19 protein-coding genes are annotated in these 15,211 nt (G+C 68.8%); 17 read left to right on the forward strand and 2 right to left on the reverse strand.

The annotated features are described in order from the left end of the window. Positions 1-39: 39 nt before the first annotated feature. Positions 40-1,794 (reverse strand): NAD-dependent malic enzyme, encoded by a 1,755-nt coding sequence (locus MLE42_RS12925; RefSeq protein WP_243288297.1) that lies wholly within the window; start codon positions 1,792-1,794, stop codon positions 40-42. 160 nt (positions 1,795-1,954) lie between these two features. Further along, positions 1,955-2,992, reverse strand: a complete 1,038-nt coding sequence (purM, locus tag MLE42_RS12930; RefSeq protein WP_243288298.1) for a phosphoribosylformylglycinamidine cyclo-ligase — start codon at positions 2,990-2,992, stop codon at positions 1,955-1,957. A 91-nt stretch (positions 2,993-3,083) separates the two neighbouring features. Here purM and folE point away from each other — a divergent pair, with 91 nt between their 5' ends. The 17 genes from folE (at position 3,084) to MLE42_RS13015 (ending at position 15,131) form a co-directional block, all read left to right on the forward strand. Continuing rightward, entirely contained in the window at positions 3,084-3,659 is a 576-nt protein-coding gene (folE, locus tag MLE42_RS12935; protein WP_243288299.1) for a GTP cyclohydrolase I, read from the forward strand. Positions 3,660-3,743: 84 nt separating this feature from the next. Further along, positions 3,744-5,735, forward strand: coding sequence for a fibronectin type III domain-containing protein (locus MLE42_RS12940; RefSeq protein WP_243288300.1), 1,992 nt, complete (start codon positions 3,744-3,746; stop codon positions 5,733-5,735). Positions 5,736-5,853: 118 nt separating this feature from the next. After that, positions 5,854-6,312, forward strand: a complete 459-nt coding sequence (locus MLE42_RS12945) for a hypothetical protein (RefSeq protein ID WP_243288301.1) — start codon at positions 5,854-5,856, stop codon at positions 6,310-6,312. A 166-nt stretch (positions 6,313-6,478) separates the two neighbouring features. Next, positions 6,479-8,479: a fibronectin type III domain-containing protein gene (locus MLE42_RS12950; RefSeq protein ID WP_243288302.1), complete on the forward strand. Its 2,001-nt coding sequence runs from the start codon at positions 6,479-6,481 to the stop codon at positions 8,477-8,479. Between the two features lie 121 nt (positions 8,480-8,600). Beyond that, positions 8,601-8,918 (forward strand): hypothetical protein, encoded by a 318-nt coding sequence (locus MLE42_RS12955; protein WP_243288303.1) that lies wholly within the window; start codon positions 8,601-8,603, stop codon positions 8,916-8,918. 102 nt (positions 8,919-9,020) lie between these two features. After that, positions 9,021-9,320, forward strand: coding sequence for a YciI-like protein (locus MLE42_RS12960; RefSeq protein ID WP_243288304.1), 300 nt, complete (start codon positions 9,021-9,023; stop codon positions 9,318-9,320). A 93-nt stretch (positions 9,321-9,413) separates the two neighbouring features. Further along, entirely contained in the window at positions 9,414-9,800 is a 387-nt protein-coding gene (locus MLE42_RS12965) for a DoxX family protein (protein WP_243288305.1), read from the forward strand. After that, positions 9,797-10,021 (forward strand): hypothetical protein, encoded by a 225-nt coding sequence (locus tag MLE42_RS12970; protein WP_243288306.1) that lies wholly within the window; start codon positions 9,797-9,799, stop codon positions 10,019-10,021. Before MLE42_RS12965 ends, MLE42_RS12970 begins: the two co-directional genes overlap by 4 nt. Next, positions 10,021-10,554 (forward strand): NADPH-dependent FMN reductase, encoded by a 534-nt coding sequence (locus MLE42_RS12975; RefSeq protein WP_243288307.1) that lies wholly within the window; start codon positions 10,021-10,023, stop codon positions 10,552-10,554. Before MLE42_RS12970 ends, MLE42_RS12975 begins: the two co-directional genes overlap by 1 nt. Positions 10,555-10,559: 5 nt before the next feature. Next, the gene (locus MLE42_RS12980) at positions 10,560-11,036 is read left to right on the forward strand and encodes a YaiI/YqxD family protein (protein ID WP_243288308.1); all 477 of its coding nucleotides are present in this window, start codon (positions 10,560-10,562) and stop codon (positions 11,034-11,036) included. Positions 11,037-11,087: 51 nt separating this feature from the next. Then, positions 11,088-11,285, forward strand: coding sequence for a hypothetical protein (locus tag MLE42_RS12985; protein ID WP_243288309.1), 198 nt, complete (start codon positions 11,088-11,090; stop codon positions 11,283-11,285). A gap of 55 nt (positions 11,286-11,340) precedes the next feature. Then, positions 11,341-12,207, forward strand: a complete 867-nt coding sequence (gene bla / locus MLE42_RS12990; RefSeq protein WP_243288310.1) for a class A beta-lactamase — start codon at positions 11,341-11,343, stop codon at positions 12,205-12,207. A 19-nt stretch (positions 12,208-12,226) separates the two neighbouring features. Continuing rightward, entirely contained in the window at positions 12,227-12,706 is a 480-nt protein-coding gene (locus tag MLE42_RS12995) for a HugZ family pyridoxamine 5'-phosphate oxidase (protein WP_243288311.1), read from the forward strand. Between the two features lie 167 nt (positions 12,707-12,873). Continuing rightward, positions 12,874-13,347 (forward strand): rubrerythrin family protein, encoded by a 474-nt coding sequence (locus MLE42_RS13000; protein WP_243288312.1) that lies wholly within the window; start codon positions 12,874-12,876, stop codon positions 13,345-13,347. Continuing rightward, entirely contained in the window at positions 13,340-13,903 is a 564-nt protein-coding gene (locus MLE42_RS13005; RefSeq protein WP_243288313.1) for a DUF3501 family protein, read from the forward strand. Before MLE42_RS13000 ends, MLE42_RS13005 begins: the two co-directional genes overlap by 8 nt. Positions 13,904-13,912: 9 nt before the next feature. Next, positions 13,913-14,356, forward strand: coding sequence for a Dps family protein (locus tag MLE42_RS13010; RefSeq protein ID WP_243288314.1), 444 nt, complete (start codon positions 13,913-13,915; stop codon positions 14,354-14,356). 196 nt (positions 14,357-14,552) lie between these two features. Further along, complete coding sequence (locus MLE42_RS13015) at positions 14,553-15,131, forward strand: Fe-Mn family superoxide dismutase (protein ID WP_243288315.1); 579 nt, start codon at positions 14,553-14,555, stop codon at positions 15,129-15,131. Positions 15,132-15,211: the final 80 nt, after the last annotated feature.

Below are 15,211 nucleotides of genomic sequence, written 5' to 3' on the forward strand. Positions count from 1 at the left end.
CCGTCCGGTTGGCCGTCCACTGGACTGGTCAGGCCGCCTTCAGGCCAGGGTCACCTCCTGGTGCCGCTCGTAGGCGGGTTCCGGCGCGGGGTCGGCCGGCAGGTAGCAGGGGTTCCACATGGCCGCCGCCACGGCGCCCGGGATGTCCTCGTCCGCCAGGGGACGGGCCGCCACGCCCATCTCCCGGGCCTCCCGCACCACGGCCGCGGCCACGTGGGCCGTGACCTCCCGGATCCGGCCGGCGGAGGGGAAGAGGCTCCCCACAGACAGGTCCTCGGGCCGGACCTCCTCGGCCAGCTGCCGGGCGGCGGCGGCGAACATCCCGTCGGTCACTTCGCAGGCCTCGGCCACCAGCACACCCAGGCCCACACCCGGGAAGATGAAGACGTTGTTGCTCTGGCCGATGCGGTATTCCCGCCCTTCGTAGGCCACCGGATCGAAGGGGCTGCCCGTGGCCACCAGGGCCCGGCCCTCGGTCCAGGCGAGGACATCCCTGGGCTTGGCCTCCGCCTTGCTGGTGGGATTGGACATGGGCAGCACCACGGGCCGCTCCACCTGGGCGGCCATCGCGCGGATGGCCTCCTCCGTGAAGGCCCCGGCGGTGCCGGAGGTGCCGATGAGCATGGTGGGCTTGAAGGCCTTCATCACGGAGAGGAGATCGCGCTTCTGGCCGCGCCCAAGGCCCATGCGCTCGGCCAGGGCCACCGGCCAGGCGAAGTCCCGCTGCAGCGGATCCAGGCTGGGGTCGTCCTCCACCAGGAGCCCCTGCACGTCGAGGTTGGCCATGGCCAGCACCAGGTCCTCCCCTTCGAGGCCCTCCCGTCGCAGCGTCGAGCGGACCAGCCGGGAGATGCCGATGCCCGCGGCGCCCGAGCCCAGGAAGAGGACCCGCTGCCGCCTGAGGGGCGTGCCCGTGGCCCGGGCCCCCGCCAGCAGGGCTGCCACGCCCACCGCCGCCGTGCCCTGGATGTCGTCGTTGAAGCTGGTGAGCACCTTCCGGTAGCGGTCGAGCAGGTGGAAGGCGTTGAACTTCTTGAAGTCCTCCCACTGCAGCAGGGCCTTGGGGAAGACTTGGCGGACCGCATGCACGAACTCGTCCACCAGGGCGTCGTACTCCGGGCCCCTCAGACGGCGGGAGCGCCAGCCGAGGTAGAACTCATCCTCCAGCAGATCCAGGTTGTCCGTGCCCACGTCCAGGCTCACGGGCAGGGTCTGCCAGGGCGGAATGCCTGCGGCGGCGGTGTAGAGGGCCAGCTTCCCGATGGGGATGCCCATGCCGCCCACGCCCTGGTCGCCCAGCCCCAGGATGCGCTCGTTGTCCGTCACCACGATGAGCCGGATGTCGTCGAAGGCTGCGTTCCTCAGCACATCCGCGATGTGGCCGCGGTGCTCGGGCGTGATCCAGATGCCCCGGGCCCGGCGGAAGATGTGGCTGAACTCCTGGCAGGCCCGCCCCACGGTGGGGGTGTAGACGATGGGGAGGAACTCCTCGATGTGGTCGATGAGCACCCGGTAGAACAGGTGCTCATTGCGGTCCTGGAGGGCCGCCAGGCCGATGTACTTCTCCAGCGGGTCCTGCTTGCGCTGGATGCTGGCGTACACCCGCCGGGCCTGCTGCTCCATGCTGGTCACCGCGTGGGGCAGCAACCCATCCAGGCCAAGGGTCAGGCGCTCCTCCTGAGAGAAGGCCGTCCCCTTGGTGTACATGGGGTTGCGCAGGAGCCGCACGCCTCGGAAAGGCACGGCCAGGCGCTTCTTGCCGCTGGGTTCGCATTCCACACCGAAGCGTTCCATGGGACCTCCTCCGCCGGGACAGGAACTCCTCCAGGGCACAGGCCATGAAGTCGGTCCGCCCCCCTCGGAGAGCCTTCCCGCAGGCAGGGAGAGGCGGCCGGAAACCCGGGCAACGCCCCAATATGCGTCCCGGCTTCCGGCCGGGCCAACAATTGATGATCTATCGGTAGCGAACGGCCCCGGCGCCCTTCACCAGCCGCCCCAGCACCCAGGCGGGCTCCTCGTCGGCGTGGAGGTGGGCCAGCACGTCGCCGGCCAGCTCGGGCTTCACCACCAGCACCATGCCCACGCCAAGGTTCAGGGCCTGGCGGGCGTCGTCGATCCCCAGGCCGCCCTTGGCCATGAGGAAGCGGAACAGGGCCGGGATCTCCCAGCTGGCGGTGTCGATCTCGGCATCCAGCGTCTTGGGCAGCACGCGGGGGATATTGTCGGTCAGGCCGCCACCGGTGATGTGGGCCATGGCCACCAGCTTGTGCGCCTTCACCAAGGGCATGACTGGCTTCAGGTAGCTGCGGTGGATGGCCAGCAGGGCGTCCGCCACCGTCCGGTCCATCCCGGGAAGGGTGTCCTTCACGTCGAGCTTCTCCAGCTCGAAGCAGACCTTGCGGGCGAGGGAATAGCCGTTGGTGTGCAGGCCCGAGCTGGGCAGGCCGATCAGCACATCGTCCTCGGCCATGGCGTCGAGGCGCGGCAGCAGGTCGGCCTCGTCCACCACGCCCACGATGGTGCCGGCCACATCCACTTCGCCCTCGGCATAGACACCCGGCATCTCCGCCAGCTCGCCGCCGATCAGCGCTGAGCCCGCCGCCTGGCAGGCGGTGGCCATGCCCTTGACGATCTGCTCGATGACCTCGGGCTCCAGCCGCTGGGCGGCGATGTAGTCCAGGAAGAACAGGGGCCGGGCGCCCTGCACCAGGATGTCGTTGATGCAGTGGTTCACCAGATCCTGGCCCACCGTGTCCCAGATGCCGGCCCGCCGGGCCACCTTCATCTTGGTGCCCACGCCGTCCATGCTGCTGACGAGGATGGGCTTGGCCTCGGGGAACTGGGCGCTGTAAAGGCCGCCGAACAGGCCGATGTCGCTGCGGACGCCGGGGGTCTTGGTGGCCTTCACCAGGGGCTTGATGCGCTTCAGGGCCTCGTCCTGGCGGTTGATGTCCACGCCGCTGGACGCGTAGCTGACCTTGGCTTCGCTCATGACCTCTCCCGAATCCCCCATGATCCCACAGGCGGCATTTCGGGCCGATGCCAAACCTTCCCAGGCCGCCCGGGCGTAGACTGACCGGACCATGGCCGACTCCCCCGTCCCGTCCTTCGACCGCGCCGCCTCCGAGGCCGCCGTCCGCGCCCTGCTGCGGGGCCTGGGGCAGGATCCGGACGCGCCGGAGCTGCAGGAGACGCCCGCCCGGGTGGCGGAGTTCTGGGCCGAGCGGCTGGCGGGCTACGGCGTGGACCTGGCCGCCGAGCTGAAGCCCCTGCCCGGCGACCTGGCCCCGGTGCCCATCATCCTGGAGCGCATCCCCTTCGTGAGCACCTGCGAGCACCACCTGGCCCCCTTCGAGGGCCACGCCACCATCGGCTACCTGCCCGCCAATCCCCCTGTCGGTGGTGGCACCGTGGGCCTGTCCAAGCTCGTGCGCGTGGTGCAGGCCTACGCCGCCCGCCTGCAAGTGCAGGAGCGCATGGCGCGGCAGATCGCCGACGCCCTCCAGACCCACCTCCGCCCCGCCGCCTGGGGCGTGGACCTCGTGGCCGTCCACACCTGCATGGCCCACCGCGGCGTCCGCACCCCCGGCGTCCCCGTGCGGACCACCCTCCTGGGCGGCGCCTGGGAGACGAACCCGCCCGCACCGTTCAGGGGCTGATCTGCCACCGTTCGGCGGAAGCCGGCCAGGATGATCCGGGCCCTGGGTATGCTGGGTCCGCTGTTCCCGGACCCGGAGATTCCCATGACGCGCGCCCTCGGCCTCGGCCTCGGCCTGGCCTTCTGTCTGATGCTGCTTGGTTGCGGCGGGGGTGGCGGATCCTCCAGCCCCGCCACACCCGGGGCCCCCCAGCTCAACGCGACCTATGACCCCTACAAGGTCGAGATCAAGCTCACATGGACCGCAGCCGCCAGCAATATTGACGGCTACAGCCTGGAATACAGCTACAACTCCAGTGCCTATGCTCCGATCAACCAGACTCCGATCTTCGGCGGCGTGACCTCGGCCTCCCTCACGTTCACGTCAACGCCTCCCGAACTCGGGGTCTTCGATTTCCGGATCTGCAGCGTCTGGAATGGCGCCAAGGGGCCCTATTCCAACGTCGCGGAGATCAAGATTCCGATCGCCCCGCCGCCGTTCCTGGACGCGGTGTACTCCGCCACGGATGGGGGTGTCCACCTCAACTGGGCGTCGCCCTCCCTCCTCGCCGACCATAACGTCCTGGAGCGGGCTCCCTGTGACACCTCCGGCCACGTGTCCGGCTCCTGGTCCAGCCTGCCCCTGCCGTCTCCGCTGACGTCCACCTTCCTGGACACAACCGTGGTGGAGAGCCAGGGCTACCTCTACCGCGTCACCGCCTGGATGGGAACCCTTCCCAGCCCGACGACGGGTCCGACCCTCCCGGTGGTCATCCCGCCCCTGCCGCCGGTCTCCTTCGCCGCCCAGGCCCTTCCTGGAACCGTGGGGCTCACTTGGGTGAACCAGAGCAAGACCGTCACCCAGATCCAGATCATCCGCCGCGTCCCGGGAATCCCGGGGACGACCGTCGTCCTCGCGACCCTTCCGGGCACCGCGACCACCTATCAGGACACCGGCCTCGCGCTCGGCTACTACGGCTACAGCCTCAGCATCTCCGATGGACGTACCACCGTCACGACCCAGGAAATCCTCGCGGCTCCGGCCAATCCTCCCGGGTCCCCCACCCTGACGGCGGCCACCCTGGCCCCCAGCCCGTACACGAGCGCCTCCGCCCTTTCCCCCAACGGCCTCTGGGCCTTCGGCACCCGGACGCCCTTCACGGCCCTCCCCGCCGACTGGGGAACCTGGCCCGCCTGGTCGCCGGCCAGCATGTTCTCCGCACCCGCCGAATTCCTGCAGTTGGACGCCCAATCCCGGCCGCACGTCCTCTACCAGAGCCAGACCTCCGTGGCAGATCTCCTCACCCATGCCTGGTTCGATGGCAGCACCTGGACCACCGAGGTCGTGCAGACAATGCCCACGACCAGCAACGTCCTCGCCACCGCCTTCGCCCTGGACAAGACGGGCGCGCCCCAGGCGCTCCAGGACACGGGCCCAGGCGGCACCCTCGCCGGACTGGTGTACTCCCACAAGGTGGCGGGGGCCTGGATCCAGGAACCCCTCGACCCCTCGGCCGGGACGACCACCTTCCTTGGCACGCCGACCCTCTTCCTCGACGCCTCGGACACCCCCCATGCCCTCGTCGCCTCCTGGTCCAGTGCCCAGGCCCCCATCCGCGAGTACACCCGGAACGCCAACGGCACCTGGACCTCCCAGATCCTGCCCAACCCCCAAACTTCCGGTGGCTTCTACCATTTCCAGGATGGCGTGTGGGCGGACGCGGCCACGGCCTGGGTGGCCTACCAATCCTCGGACCCCAGCAACCCCTCGAACGATGGCTTCTGGGTCCAGCGGAAGGTGGCGGGCGCCTGGCAGCCGCCCATCCTCCTCAAGTCGTATCTGCACACGGGCACCCCGATCGACGGGATCACTCTGTCCCCGGATGGGACGCGGGTCGCGGCCGTGTTCAACACGACGAGCGGCCTGTACCTCAACACCTGGACCGCCACGCAGGGATGGGTCGAGTGCCTGCTGCCGATCCCCCCGGACACCCAGCCCTTGCCCTACCTCAAAGCCGCCTTCGACGGCGCGAACCACCTGCACATCCTGGTGAAGCCTTCCATCTTCAGCGGAAACCTGGTGGACCTGCACGAATGACCCCTGGGCGGCGGACTCACCGCCCCGCTCAGCGGGTGATTCCATATCGTTTGTTCGTTAGATTTACTCCATCAACCGGGTTGTCTTATCACTAAATTTCATCCCAAGGGAGACCTACATGAAGATGCCAGGCGTCATCTCTGGTTCCATTTGTCTATTGGCATCTACCGCCTGCATTCCGCCCATTCCGGATCTGACCCCGAAGCTATACCTTCACCCGGTCAAAGGCCCCATGGTCAATCTGCACCCGAACGCGGCTATCACTGGATTCTCAACGGGAATCGGCTCGGGCTCGATATCATTTCAATTACCCAGCGGAGAATCATGCAAAGGGCCATGGGAGCCCATCCCTCAGGACCAAGCAGATTCCAACCTAGCCAGCTACTGGGATCTTGTTTATGGCGAGGGCTATTTCACCAGACACGTCCTCGGATCCAAGTGGCGCGGTAAATCCAAAATTACGGGCGACAAAGGTTCCGAGTTTCAGTTGGAATTCTATCGTGACACTCCCAAAGATTCGCCGTTGCTCGGCGTGGCAAAAGATACGGCCGGTAACGTTTACAAAGTGACCCAATAGGCTCGATCCCCCCCCTCAGCCCCACCCGCATAACCTCCCTCCCGGGAACCCCTGGCCACCGGCCCGACCATTCGCCACCTGAAACCGCCCGTTCGGCGGTGTGGAGGCCTCCGGAGGCCAGGTGCCGATATGCTGCTCCCAAATGTCTCTATCTATGGGGAATGTCATGAATCGGATCTGGGGCCTCAGCCTTGCACTCGGCCTGTTGCTCACCGGTTGCGGTGGGAGCGGCGGCGGCGGAACCACCTCCGCTCCCCCGGTCCCCGCAGGCCCGGCAGCCGTCCAGCTCCAGGCCACCTATGATCCGGCGCAGGTCCAGGTCACTTTGACGTGGACGCCCCTCTCCACCCCCATCGATGGGTACAACCTCGAAGCGCAGGTGAATGCAGGCTCCTTCACCCAATTGAATGACACCCTCATCCCGGCGGCGGCCACGGGCCTTCTCGTGACCTTTACGTCCAAACCTCCGGAGCTGACGAAGATCGGCTTCCGGGTCCAGGCCGTCCGGAATGGGATCGGCGGTTCCTTCTCCAACCTCGCCGAGATCCACATTCCTCTGGAGGCTCCACAGACGATCTCCGCCTGGTACTCGGGCTCTGATGGAGGCGTCTATGTGTCCTGGGACACGCCGTCCCTCTTGGCAGACCGCTACGTCCTGGAACGGGCCACCTGCGATGGCGCGGGTACGATCACCGGGCCCTGGACGGCGCTCTCGATGAGCTATGCCCTCGGGTCCCACTACACGGACGCCAACCTGGACGAGACCTTGCAGTACCGCTATCGCGTGACCGCGTGGTCCGGTTCCACGTCGAGCAGCACGACCGGGCCGACCCTGCCCGTGGCCATCCCGCCTCTCGCCCCCACGGGACTGTCGGCGCAGCCGCTGGCCAATGCGATCGGGCTCAGCTGGGTCAACCGGAGCCAGGCTGCCACCCAGATCCAAGTGTTCCGGGGCGGTGTCGGAACCGCCAACACCCTTCTGGCCACCCTGCCACCCACGGCCACGAGCTACCAGGACACGGGGCTTTCGCTGGGCTACTACACCTACACCCTCGTGGTCACGAACGGAACCCTGTCCACCACCGGCCCCTGGATCACCTCGGCCCCCATCAACCCGACCGGGGCGCCGACCCTGGCATCCACCCCCATGGCAGGCAGCCCCCAGACCGACGTCGCGGCTTTGTCTCCGGCCGGCCTCTGGGCCCTTGGCGTCACCTCGCCGCTGGCCATCCCCGCCACCACCTGGGGTAGCTGGACCAGCTGGACCGCCCCGACCGCCGGCGGAGGAGCCTACGCGGTGACGGCCCCCCTCGCCCTGGGCCCCCAGTCGAGACCCCACACGATCTACCTGGCCACCTCCTCCATCGCGGAGGACCTGACCCATGCCTGGTTCGATGGGACCACCTGGCAGTCCGAGGTGATCCGTCACCTGGCCACCTCGCCGACCTACACCTTCCCGAGTGCCACCTTCACCCTGGACCAGGCCGGGATACCCCGGGTGCTCGAAGACACGGGCGCCACCAAGGGGTCCTTCGCCGCTCTGGCCCTTCATCAATGGATCAATGGGGCCTGGACCCAGGAGCCCCTGTTCCCCGGCGGCGCAACCGACTGGTACACCGGCACACTGCGTCTCTCTGTGGATCCCGGCGACACGCTGCACGCGCTCATCCCCACCTGGTACGATCTGCGGGCCCTCGACCGCCATGCGGACGGGACCTGGTCCGCCCAGACACTGCCGGACACCCGCCCTTGGGGGGGCGGCTATGCCTTCGCCGACGGGGTGTGGGCGAGCACCGACACCGCCTGGACGTTCTTCCAGGTCGCCGACGCGGCGAACCCGCTGAATGACGCTTTCTGGGTGCTCCCAAAGGTTGGAGGCGCGTGGCAGGCCCCGACCCTCCTGCGGTCCTTCCCCCACATGGGCATCACCCAGGCCAGTATTGCGTTGAGCCCGGATGGCACCCGCGTCGCGGCCGTCGTTGCCACGACGAATGGCCTCTACCTCTACACTCAGACGCCCCAAGGCTGGGTGGAGAGCCTTCTGCCGATCCCTCCGGGCGACCTGGCCTATCCGTATTTCAAGGTCGCCTTCGACGGAGGCAACCATCTGCACATCCTGGTGAGGCCCTCCGCTTACAACACGGCCATGGTGGACTTGCACGAATAGCTCTGCAGCCCAGGAAAGCCCCCCAGGCAGGAGGTCCGAGTCCCGGCTCGCCCCTCCAGACTCGAGGACTGCACCGGAGGATGGACAGGCCCTGACGCATCCCTTCCGCTACCCTTCTGCCATGTCCCTCCCCACCCCTGAACTCAAGCTCGGCTATGAGCTGTTCTCCAAGCTGCTGACTTGGGCGGCGGGGAAGCGGCAGTCGAAGCGGCTGGAGGCGCTGAAGTCGGCGGCCTTCCAGGAGCTGCTGAAGGGCGACGCGGCGGATCTGGATCTGGTGGCCTCGGTGCTCAAGGAGATCCACAAGGCGGCTGACACCTCGGCCAAGGCCGTGCGCCTGGAGCACCTGTACGACCGGGCCGCGGCCCCCGTCCCGGTCAAGGGCGGCCGCAAGTCCGACCGCCGCAAGCCAGCCAAGAAGGCGGGGTCCAAGGGGTAGGGTGCAAGGTGTTTAAATAGGTAAAAAATCGCCATTAAACTCAATATTTTGCATTTTTTCCACGACACCTATCCTTGGGGTGTATCTGTCCATGGAGGATGCATGCATTACCTCCTGATCTACGAGGTCGGTCCAGAATATGTGGATCGCCGGGGAGAATTCCGGAAGGAGCACCTGGCCCTGGCCTGGGCTGCCCACGAGCGGGGCGAGTTGGTGCTGGGCGGGGCCGTGGCGGACCCCGTGGACATGTCCATCCTCCTCTTCCAGGGGGACTCCCCCGCGGCGGCCCAGCGCTTCGCCGCGGCGGATCCCTACGTGCTCCACGGGCTGGTGCATCGCTGGCAGGTGCGCCCCTGGATCACCGTGGTGGGCGCGGACGCGGCCACGCCGGTGCACGCGTAGGCCTGCAAGCGCCTGCGCATGTAGGTGCATCGGTTCTCCGCTTCGCCGCCGGATCTGGGCAGAATGTCACCACATCTGCTCGGAGGGCGCTTCATGTCATGGCTTGAGAAGTACGCCGACCCCACCTACGCGCTGCTGCGTATCGTGTCGGGTCTGCTGCTCGCGTTCCACGGGCTCCAGAAGCTCTTCGGGGTGGCGGGCGGCTTCCAGCCCCCGGTGGGCTCTCAGATCTGGATCGGCGGCCTCATCGAGCTGGTGGGCGGCCTGGCCATCCTGGTGGGCTTCCAGACCCGCCTGGCGGCCTTCCTGTGCAGCGGCATGATGGCGGTGGCCTACATGCAGTTCCACTGGAGGTTCCAATTCGGCGCCGCCTTCTGGCCCGCCGTGAACAAGGGCGAGCTGGCGGTGGTGTTCTGCTTCGTGTTCCTCTTCATCGCCGCCAAGGGCGGCGTGAGGTGGTGCCTGGACAAGACCGCATGAAGGCCGCCACTCTCAGATCCCTCGCGGGCCTGGCCCTCATCGCCCTGGGCGCCGCGGCCCTGGCCTGGCCGGAGTTCAGCTACACGAAGGACACCCACGACGCCAAGCTGGGCCCCCTGGAATTCACCCTGAAGGAGAAGGACACCCTGCGCATCCCGGCCTGGGCCGGGTTCGCGGCCATTGCCGCGGGCACGGTCCTCGTGTGGCGGCGGAAGGGCTGATGCGGATCCTCGCCCTGGCCGGCAGCCTGCGGGCCGGCTCCCTCAACGCGCGGCTGCTGCGGGAGGCGGCGCGCCTGGCGCCGGAGGCCACGTTCGAGTTCTGGGAGCGCCTGGACGACCTGCCCCACTTCAGCCCGGAACGCGACGTCGAGCCCGCGCCGGACCCCGTGGCCGACTTGCGGGCCCGGATCCTGGCGGCGGACGCCCTGCTCGTCTGCACCCCCGAATACATCCACGCCATGCCCGCGGTGCTGAAGAACCTGCTGGAGTGGGTGGTCTCCTCCGGTGCCTGCGTGGGCAAGCCCGCGGCGGCCTGGAGCGCCTCGCCCTCGCCGGAGGGCGGCGCGAAGGCCCAGGCCTCCCTGGCCCACACGCTGGCAGTGATGTCGGCGCGGGTGCTGCCGGAGGCTTCGCTCTGCCTCACCCTGGCCGCCTCCGGCCTGGACGCGGAGGGGCGCCTGGCGGATCCCGCCCAGGTGGCCCGCGTGGCCACGGCGATCCAGGCCCTCATCGCCGCCGGGCCCGCGGCATGAGCGACATGAGTGTCGGGGCGCCCGCCATCCGCATCTTCGTGGACGCGGACGCCTGCCCGGTAAAGGAGGAGGTCTTCCGCGTGGCCACGCGCTGCGGCCTGAAGGTCCTCCTGGTGTCCAACGCGCCCCTGAGGGTGCCCCGCAACCCCCTGTTCGAGTCCGTGGTGGTGGCCCGGGGCCAGTTCGACGGTGCCGACGACTGGATCGTGGCGAACATCACCACCTCGGACATCGCCGTGACCGCCGACATCCCCCTGGCGGCCCGCTGCCTCGAGAAGGGCGCCCGGGCCCTGGACGCGAGGGGCCGCGTGTACACGCCGGATTCCATCGGGGACGCCCTGGCCAGCCGCGAGCTGATGAGCCACCTGCGCGCCATGGGCGAGCTGGGCACGGGTCCGGCTCCGTTCAGCGCGAAGGACCGTTCCACCTTCCTGCAGCGGCTGGACGACCTCATCCAGGCGCTCCGGCGGACGAGGCGGTAGACTAAGGAAAGGGCTTCACAGGCTTCAACCTTTTTCGAGATCGGACGCGCCATGGCCAGAAAGCCCAACTACAACTTCGAGAAGCGGCAGAAGGACCTGGCCCGCCAGAAGAAGAAGGAAGAGAAGCTGCAGAAGAAGGCGTTGAAGAAGGACGCCCAGGGCAACGACATTCCGGAAGTCGAAGGCCCGGACGAGTCCCCCGAGGGCGGCCAGGCTCCCGACCAGACTCCCGACCAGGCCCCCGAGTAGGCGCCGCCTCTGCAACCCGCGCCGTGGTAGAACGAAGGGCCTTCCTGGAGTCCCCATGAGCCGGATGCTGTGCGCCGCCCTTCTCCTGATCCAGACCCTCCAGGCCGCGCCCCCGGCCCCAGTCCCAGCCCCGGCCCCGGCCCGCCTCGCCGCCCTGGAGGCCCGCTCAGGCGGGCGCCTGGGCGTGGTCGCGCTGGACACGGGCACGGGCCGCCGCATCGCCCACCGCGGCGACGAGCGGTTCCCCCTGTGCAGCACGTTCAAGGTCCTGCTGGCGGGGGCGGTGCTCGCACAGGTGGAGCGGGGCCGGGAGCGCCTGGACAGGCCCATCGCCTACACGACGGCGGACCTGCTGGAGTACGCGCCCGTCACCGCCGCGCGGGTGGCGGAGGGACGCATGACCGTGGAGGCGCTCTGCGCCGCCGCCGTGGAGGCCAGTGACAACACCGCCGCCAACCTCCTGCTCCAGGCCCTGGGCGGGCCCGCCGAGGTGACGGCTTTCGCCCGCCGTCTGGGCGACCCCGTGACGCGGCTGGATCGCACCGAGCCCACGCTGAACACCGCCATCCCCGGCGATCCCCGGGACACCACCAGCCCCGCGGCCATGGTGGAGGTCCTGAAGGCCATGCTGCTGGGCGGGGCCCTCGAACCGGCCTCCTGCCAGCGCCTGGAAGGCTGGATGCAAGGCTGCCTCACCGGCGGGGACCGCCTGCGGGCCGGCCTCCCGGTCACCTGGGCCGTCGGTGACAAGACCGGCTCCGGCGCGCGGGGCACCGTGAACGACGTGGCCATCCTGCGCCCGCCGGGCCGGGCGCCGATCCTGGTGGCCGCCTACTACACCGGGTCCCGCGCCCCCATGAAGGACCGCAACGCCGTGCTGGCCGAGGTGGGACGCATCGTGGCCGCCGCCTTCCCGAACTGACCCGGCCGAGGAGCCCCTCATGGACCCGAACACGGAAGCGACGCTCCACGCTCTGCTGACGGGACTTCCCCTGGCCTCCCTGGGCACCCTGCACGAAGGGGCGCCCTTCGTCTCCATGGTGCCGGTGGTTCCGGCGCCGGACGGCGCGGGCTTCCTCATCCACGTGAGCGGCCTGGCCCAGCACACCCGCGGTCTGCGGGCGGACGCGCGCACCAGTCTGCTGCTCGTGGTGCCCATGGAGGAAGGCCAGGACCCGCTGGCCCTGCCCCGGGTGACCGTGCAGGGCGTGGCCGAGGAGATCCCCCGGGAATCCAGCCGCCACGACCAGGCGGCCGCGGCCTTCCTCGCGCGGTTCCCGGAGGCGGAGATGACCCTGGGCCTGGGGGACTTCTGCTTCTTCCTCATCCGGCCCGCCTCCGGGCGCCTGGTGCTGGGCTTCGGCCGGGCGCTCAGCCTGGACGGCGCTCAGATCCTGGCCAGCCTCCGCGCGGTCCCCTGACCGGCCCGACTCACGGCATGCCGAGGATCCGGCTCTCGGCCGGTCGGGATTCTCTTGGGAAAGCTCTCCTTGGAATTTACAGAATTTGTTCAATGATTTGACTTATTGCTTTGGCACGAGGATGGCTCTACCTTGATGCCGCCGATCGCGGCCCACGAGGAGATGCCATGTCCTTCACCGATTCCAAGACCCACCAGAACCTCAAGGCCGCCTTCGCCGGCGAGAGCCAGGCGAACCGCCGCTACACCTGGATGGCCCAGGTGGCCGAGAAGGAAGGCCTGAAGGAGGTGGCCGACCTCTTCAAGCACAGCGCCGACGGCGAGACCGGCCATGCCCTGAGACACCTGATGTTCCTGGCGGAGAAGGCCGGCGATCCCGCCACGGGCCTGCCCCTGGGCGACACGGTCACCAACCTGAAGTCCGCCGTGGCCGGCGAGACCTACGAGTACACGGACATGTATCCCGAGTTCGCACGCCTGGCCAAGGAAGAGGGCTACCCCGAGATCGCCGCCTGGTTCGAGACCCTGGCCAAGGTGGAGCGCTTCCACGCCGGCCGCTTCCAGGAGGCCCTGACCAAGCTGCAGGCCGGCGCCAAGCCCGCCTTCGCCCAGCCCGCCGCCGACATCGCCCAGCATGTCTAAGACCCCGGTGATGCTCGCCTTCGATTCCGCCACTGAGCGCGCCCGCTTCGAGGCCCGGCAGGCCTTCCTGGCCCGCCAGGCCGCCCTGCGGCTCGACCTCGCCGAAGGCATCACCTTCCAGCCCGAGACGGCGGAGAGCGTGGAGGACCAGGTGGTCGAGACCCTCTGGGCCGAAGGCATGACCCTGGACTCCGCCCCGGCGGAGGACCTGGCCGAGGCCCGCGCCTCCTTCGCGGTGCTGGCGCCCCGGCGTGAGCCGGAGGGCGTCAGCGTGGCCGCCACGCTGATGCTGGGCTTCCCCGACGAGGTGCGGGACCGCCGCCTGGCGGCCCTGCACACGTTCCCGGACCAGCTGGCGCTGGAGCTGGCGGATGGATCCCTCGTCACGCCCTCCGTGGATCGCGGGGCCGCCGGACCGGAGGATCGCCTGCCCTCCGTGCTGGCCCTGCGCTACCTCATTCCGGACGGCCGCGCCATCGCCGCCCTCGTCTCCACCCACGCCGGACTCCCCGGCCGCTGGCCCGCGCCGGCCGCCTGGACGTCCTGGCCTTCCTGAGGAGAAGCCATGAACCGTTCCGTCATCGATCACCTGAATGCCGAGCTGGCCACCGCCTTCGTGCTGGCCCTCAATGCCAAGCGCTACCACTGGACCGTCACCGGCCCCCACTTCCGCGACTACCACCTGCGCTTCGAGGACCTCTACACCGCCGCCGACGGCACCGTGGACGAGCTGGCGGAGCGGATCCGCATGATGGGTGGCGTGCCCCTCCACGCCCCGGCCCAGATCGAGGCCCAGACCAAGGCCGCCATCTCCAACCCCTCTGCCCGCCTGGATCCCGAAGCCATGCTGAAGGAGGCCCTGGCCAACGAAGAGGCCACCGTGTCCCTCATGCACGAGGGCATCGAGCTCGCCAACGACGCTGGCGATCCCGGCACCGCCGATCTGCTCACCCGCTTCGTGCAGGTCCACCAGAAAGAAGCGTGGTTCCTGCGGGAGATGCTGGGCTGATCTAAACGAGGGGGGACCGCCCGGACGCTTCGCGTCCTCTGCGTCCCCCCTCGTGCACCCCCACGCGGTGTCCGGGCCAAGCCCGGCCACCGCATCTGATACCGGACCCGCACCTGAACATTGTGCCTGTTTCGTCCAATTTCCGACTTTTTAAGTAAACTACTCATCCGCGCGTCGCGCAGCCAAGGAGACACCCATGGCCTACACCGCCAAGAACTACGACCACCTGAAGGGCGGCGCCCTGAAGGGGCTCAGCGATTCCCAGCTGGACCAGCATTTCGGCCTCTACAAGGGCTACATCACCAAGCTGAACGAGATCGAAGAGAAGCTGGCGACGGCGGACAACACCAAGGCCAACTACTCCTTCAACGAGTACAGCGAGCTGAAGCGCCGCGAGGCTGTGGCCTTCAACGGCTCCTTCCTCCATGAGCTCTACTTCGAGAACCTGGGCGCCGACCAGACCATCAGCGCCGGCCTGAAGACCGCCCTGGGCGCCGCCGGCGGCAAGGACAAGGTGATCGCCGACCTCAAGGCCACGGCGCTCTGCGGCCCCGGCTGGGCCGTGCTCACCCGCAACCGCCGCGATGGCAAGTTGCACACCTACTTCATCGCCGAGCACCACCTGGGCCTGCCCATCGAACAGGACCTGCTCGTGGTGCTGGACTCGTGGGAGCACGCGTTCATGGTGGATTACGGCACCGCCCGCGCGAAGTACCTCGAGGCGTTCGTCGAGAACATCAAGTGGAGCGAAGTCAGCAAGCGCTTCGGGAAGTGACCGACCGCCCGGGGGGGGGGGGGGGGGGGGGGGGGGGGGGCGGGGGGCCCCCCCCCGCGGGGGGGGGCACCCCCCCCAGC

Source organism: Geothrix terrae, assembly GCF_022808775.1.
Lineage (GTDB): Bacteria > Acidobacteriota > Holophagae > Holophagales > Holophagaceae > Geothrix > Geothrix terrae.

Excerpts from the sequence above, each read along its gene's own strand:
- MLE42_RS12940 (WP_243288300.1), top strand. The coding sequence starts at position 3,744 with ATGACGCGCGCCCTCGGCCTCGGCCTCGGCCTGGCCTTCTGTCTGATG.
- MLE42_RS13005 (WP_243288313.1), top strand. The coding sequence starts at position 13,340 with ATGTCTAAGACCCCGGTGATGCTCGCCTTCGATTCCGCCACTGAGCGC.
- MLE42_RS12985 (WP_243288309.1), top strand. The coding sequence starts at position 11,088 with ATGGCCAGAAAGCCCAACTACAACTTCGAGAAGCGGCAGAAGGACCTG.
- MLE42_RS12970 (WP_243288306.1), top strand. The coding sequence starts at position 9,797 with ATGAAGGCCGCCACTCTCAGATCCCTCGCGGGCCTGGCCCTCATCGCC.
- MLE42_RS13000 (WP_243288312.1), top strand. The coding sequence starts at position 12,874 with ATGTCCTTCACCGATTCCAAGACCCACCAGAACCTCAAGGCCGCCTTC.
- MLE42_RS12960 (WP_243288304.1), top strand. The coding sequence starts at position 9,021 with ATGCATTACCTCCTGATCTACGAGGTCGGTCCAGAATATGTGGATCGC.
- MLE42_RS12965 (WP_243288305.1), top strand. The coding sequence starts at position 9,414 with ATGTCATGGCTTGAGAAGTACGCCGACCCCACCTACGCGCTGCTGCGT.
- MLE42_RS13015 (WP_243288315.1), top strand. The coding sequence starts at position 14,553 with ATGGCCTACACCGCCAAGAACTACGACCACCTGAAGGGCGGCGCCCTG.
- MLE42_RS12975 (WP_243288307.1), top strand. The coding sequence starts at position 10,021 with ATGCGGATCCTCGCCCTGGCCGGCAGCCTGCGGGCCGGCTCCCTCAAC.
- MLE42_RS12945 (WP_243288301.1), top strand. The coding sequence starts at position 5,854 with ATGAAGATGCCAGGCGTCATCTCTGGTTCCATTTGTCTATTGGCATCT.
- MLE42_RS12995 (WP_243288311.1), top strand. The coding sequence starts at position 12,227 with ATGGACCCGAACACGGAAGCGACGCTCCACGCTCTGCTGACGGGACTT.
- MLE42_RS12950 (WP_243288302.1), top strand. The coding sequence starts at position 6,479 with ATGAATCGGATCTGGGGCCTCAGCCTTGCACTCGGCCTGTTGCTCACC.
- MLE42_RS13010 (WP_243288314.1), top strand. The coding sequence starts at position 13,913 with ATGAACCGTTCCGTCATCGATCACCTGAATGCCGAGCTGGCCACCGCC.
- MLE42_RS12925 (WP_243288297.1), bottom strand. The coding sequence starts at position 1,794 with ATGGAACGCTTCGGTGTGGAATGCGAACCCAGCGGCAAGAAGCGCCTG.
- bla (WP_243288310.1), top strand. The coding sequence starts at position 11,341 with ATGAGCCGGATGCTGTGCGCCGCCCTTCTCCTGATCCAGACCCTCCAG.
- MLE42_RS12980 (WP_243288308.1), top strand. The coding sequence starts at position 10,560 with ATGAGTGTCGGGGCGCCCGCCATCCGCATCTTCGTGGACGCGGACGCC.
- folE (WP_243288299.1), top strand. The coding sequence starts at position 3,084 with ATGGCCGACTCCCCCGTCCCGTCCTTCGACCGCGCCGCCTCCGAGGCC.
- purM (WP_243288298.1), bottom strand. The coding sequence starts at position 2,992 with ATGAGCGAAGCCAAGGTCAGCTACGCGTCCAGCGGCGTGGACATCAAC.
- MLE42_RS12955 (WP_243288303.1), top strand. The coding sequence starts at position 8,601 with ATGTCCCTCCCCACCCCTGAACTCAAGCTCGGCTATGAGCTGTTCTCC.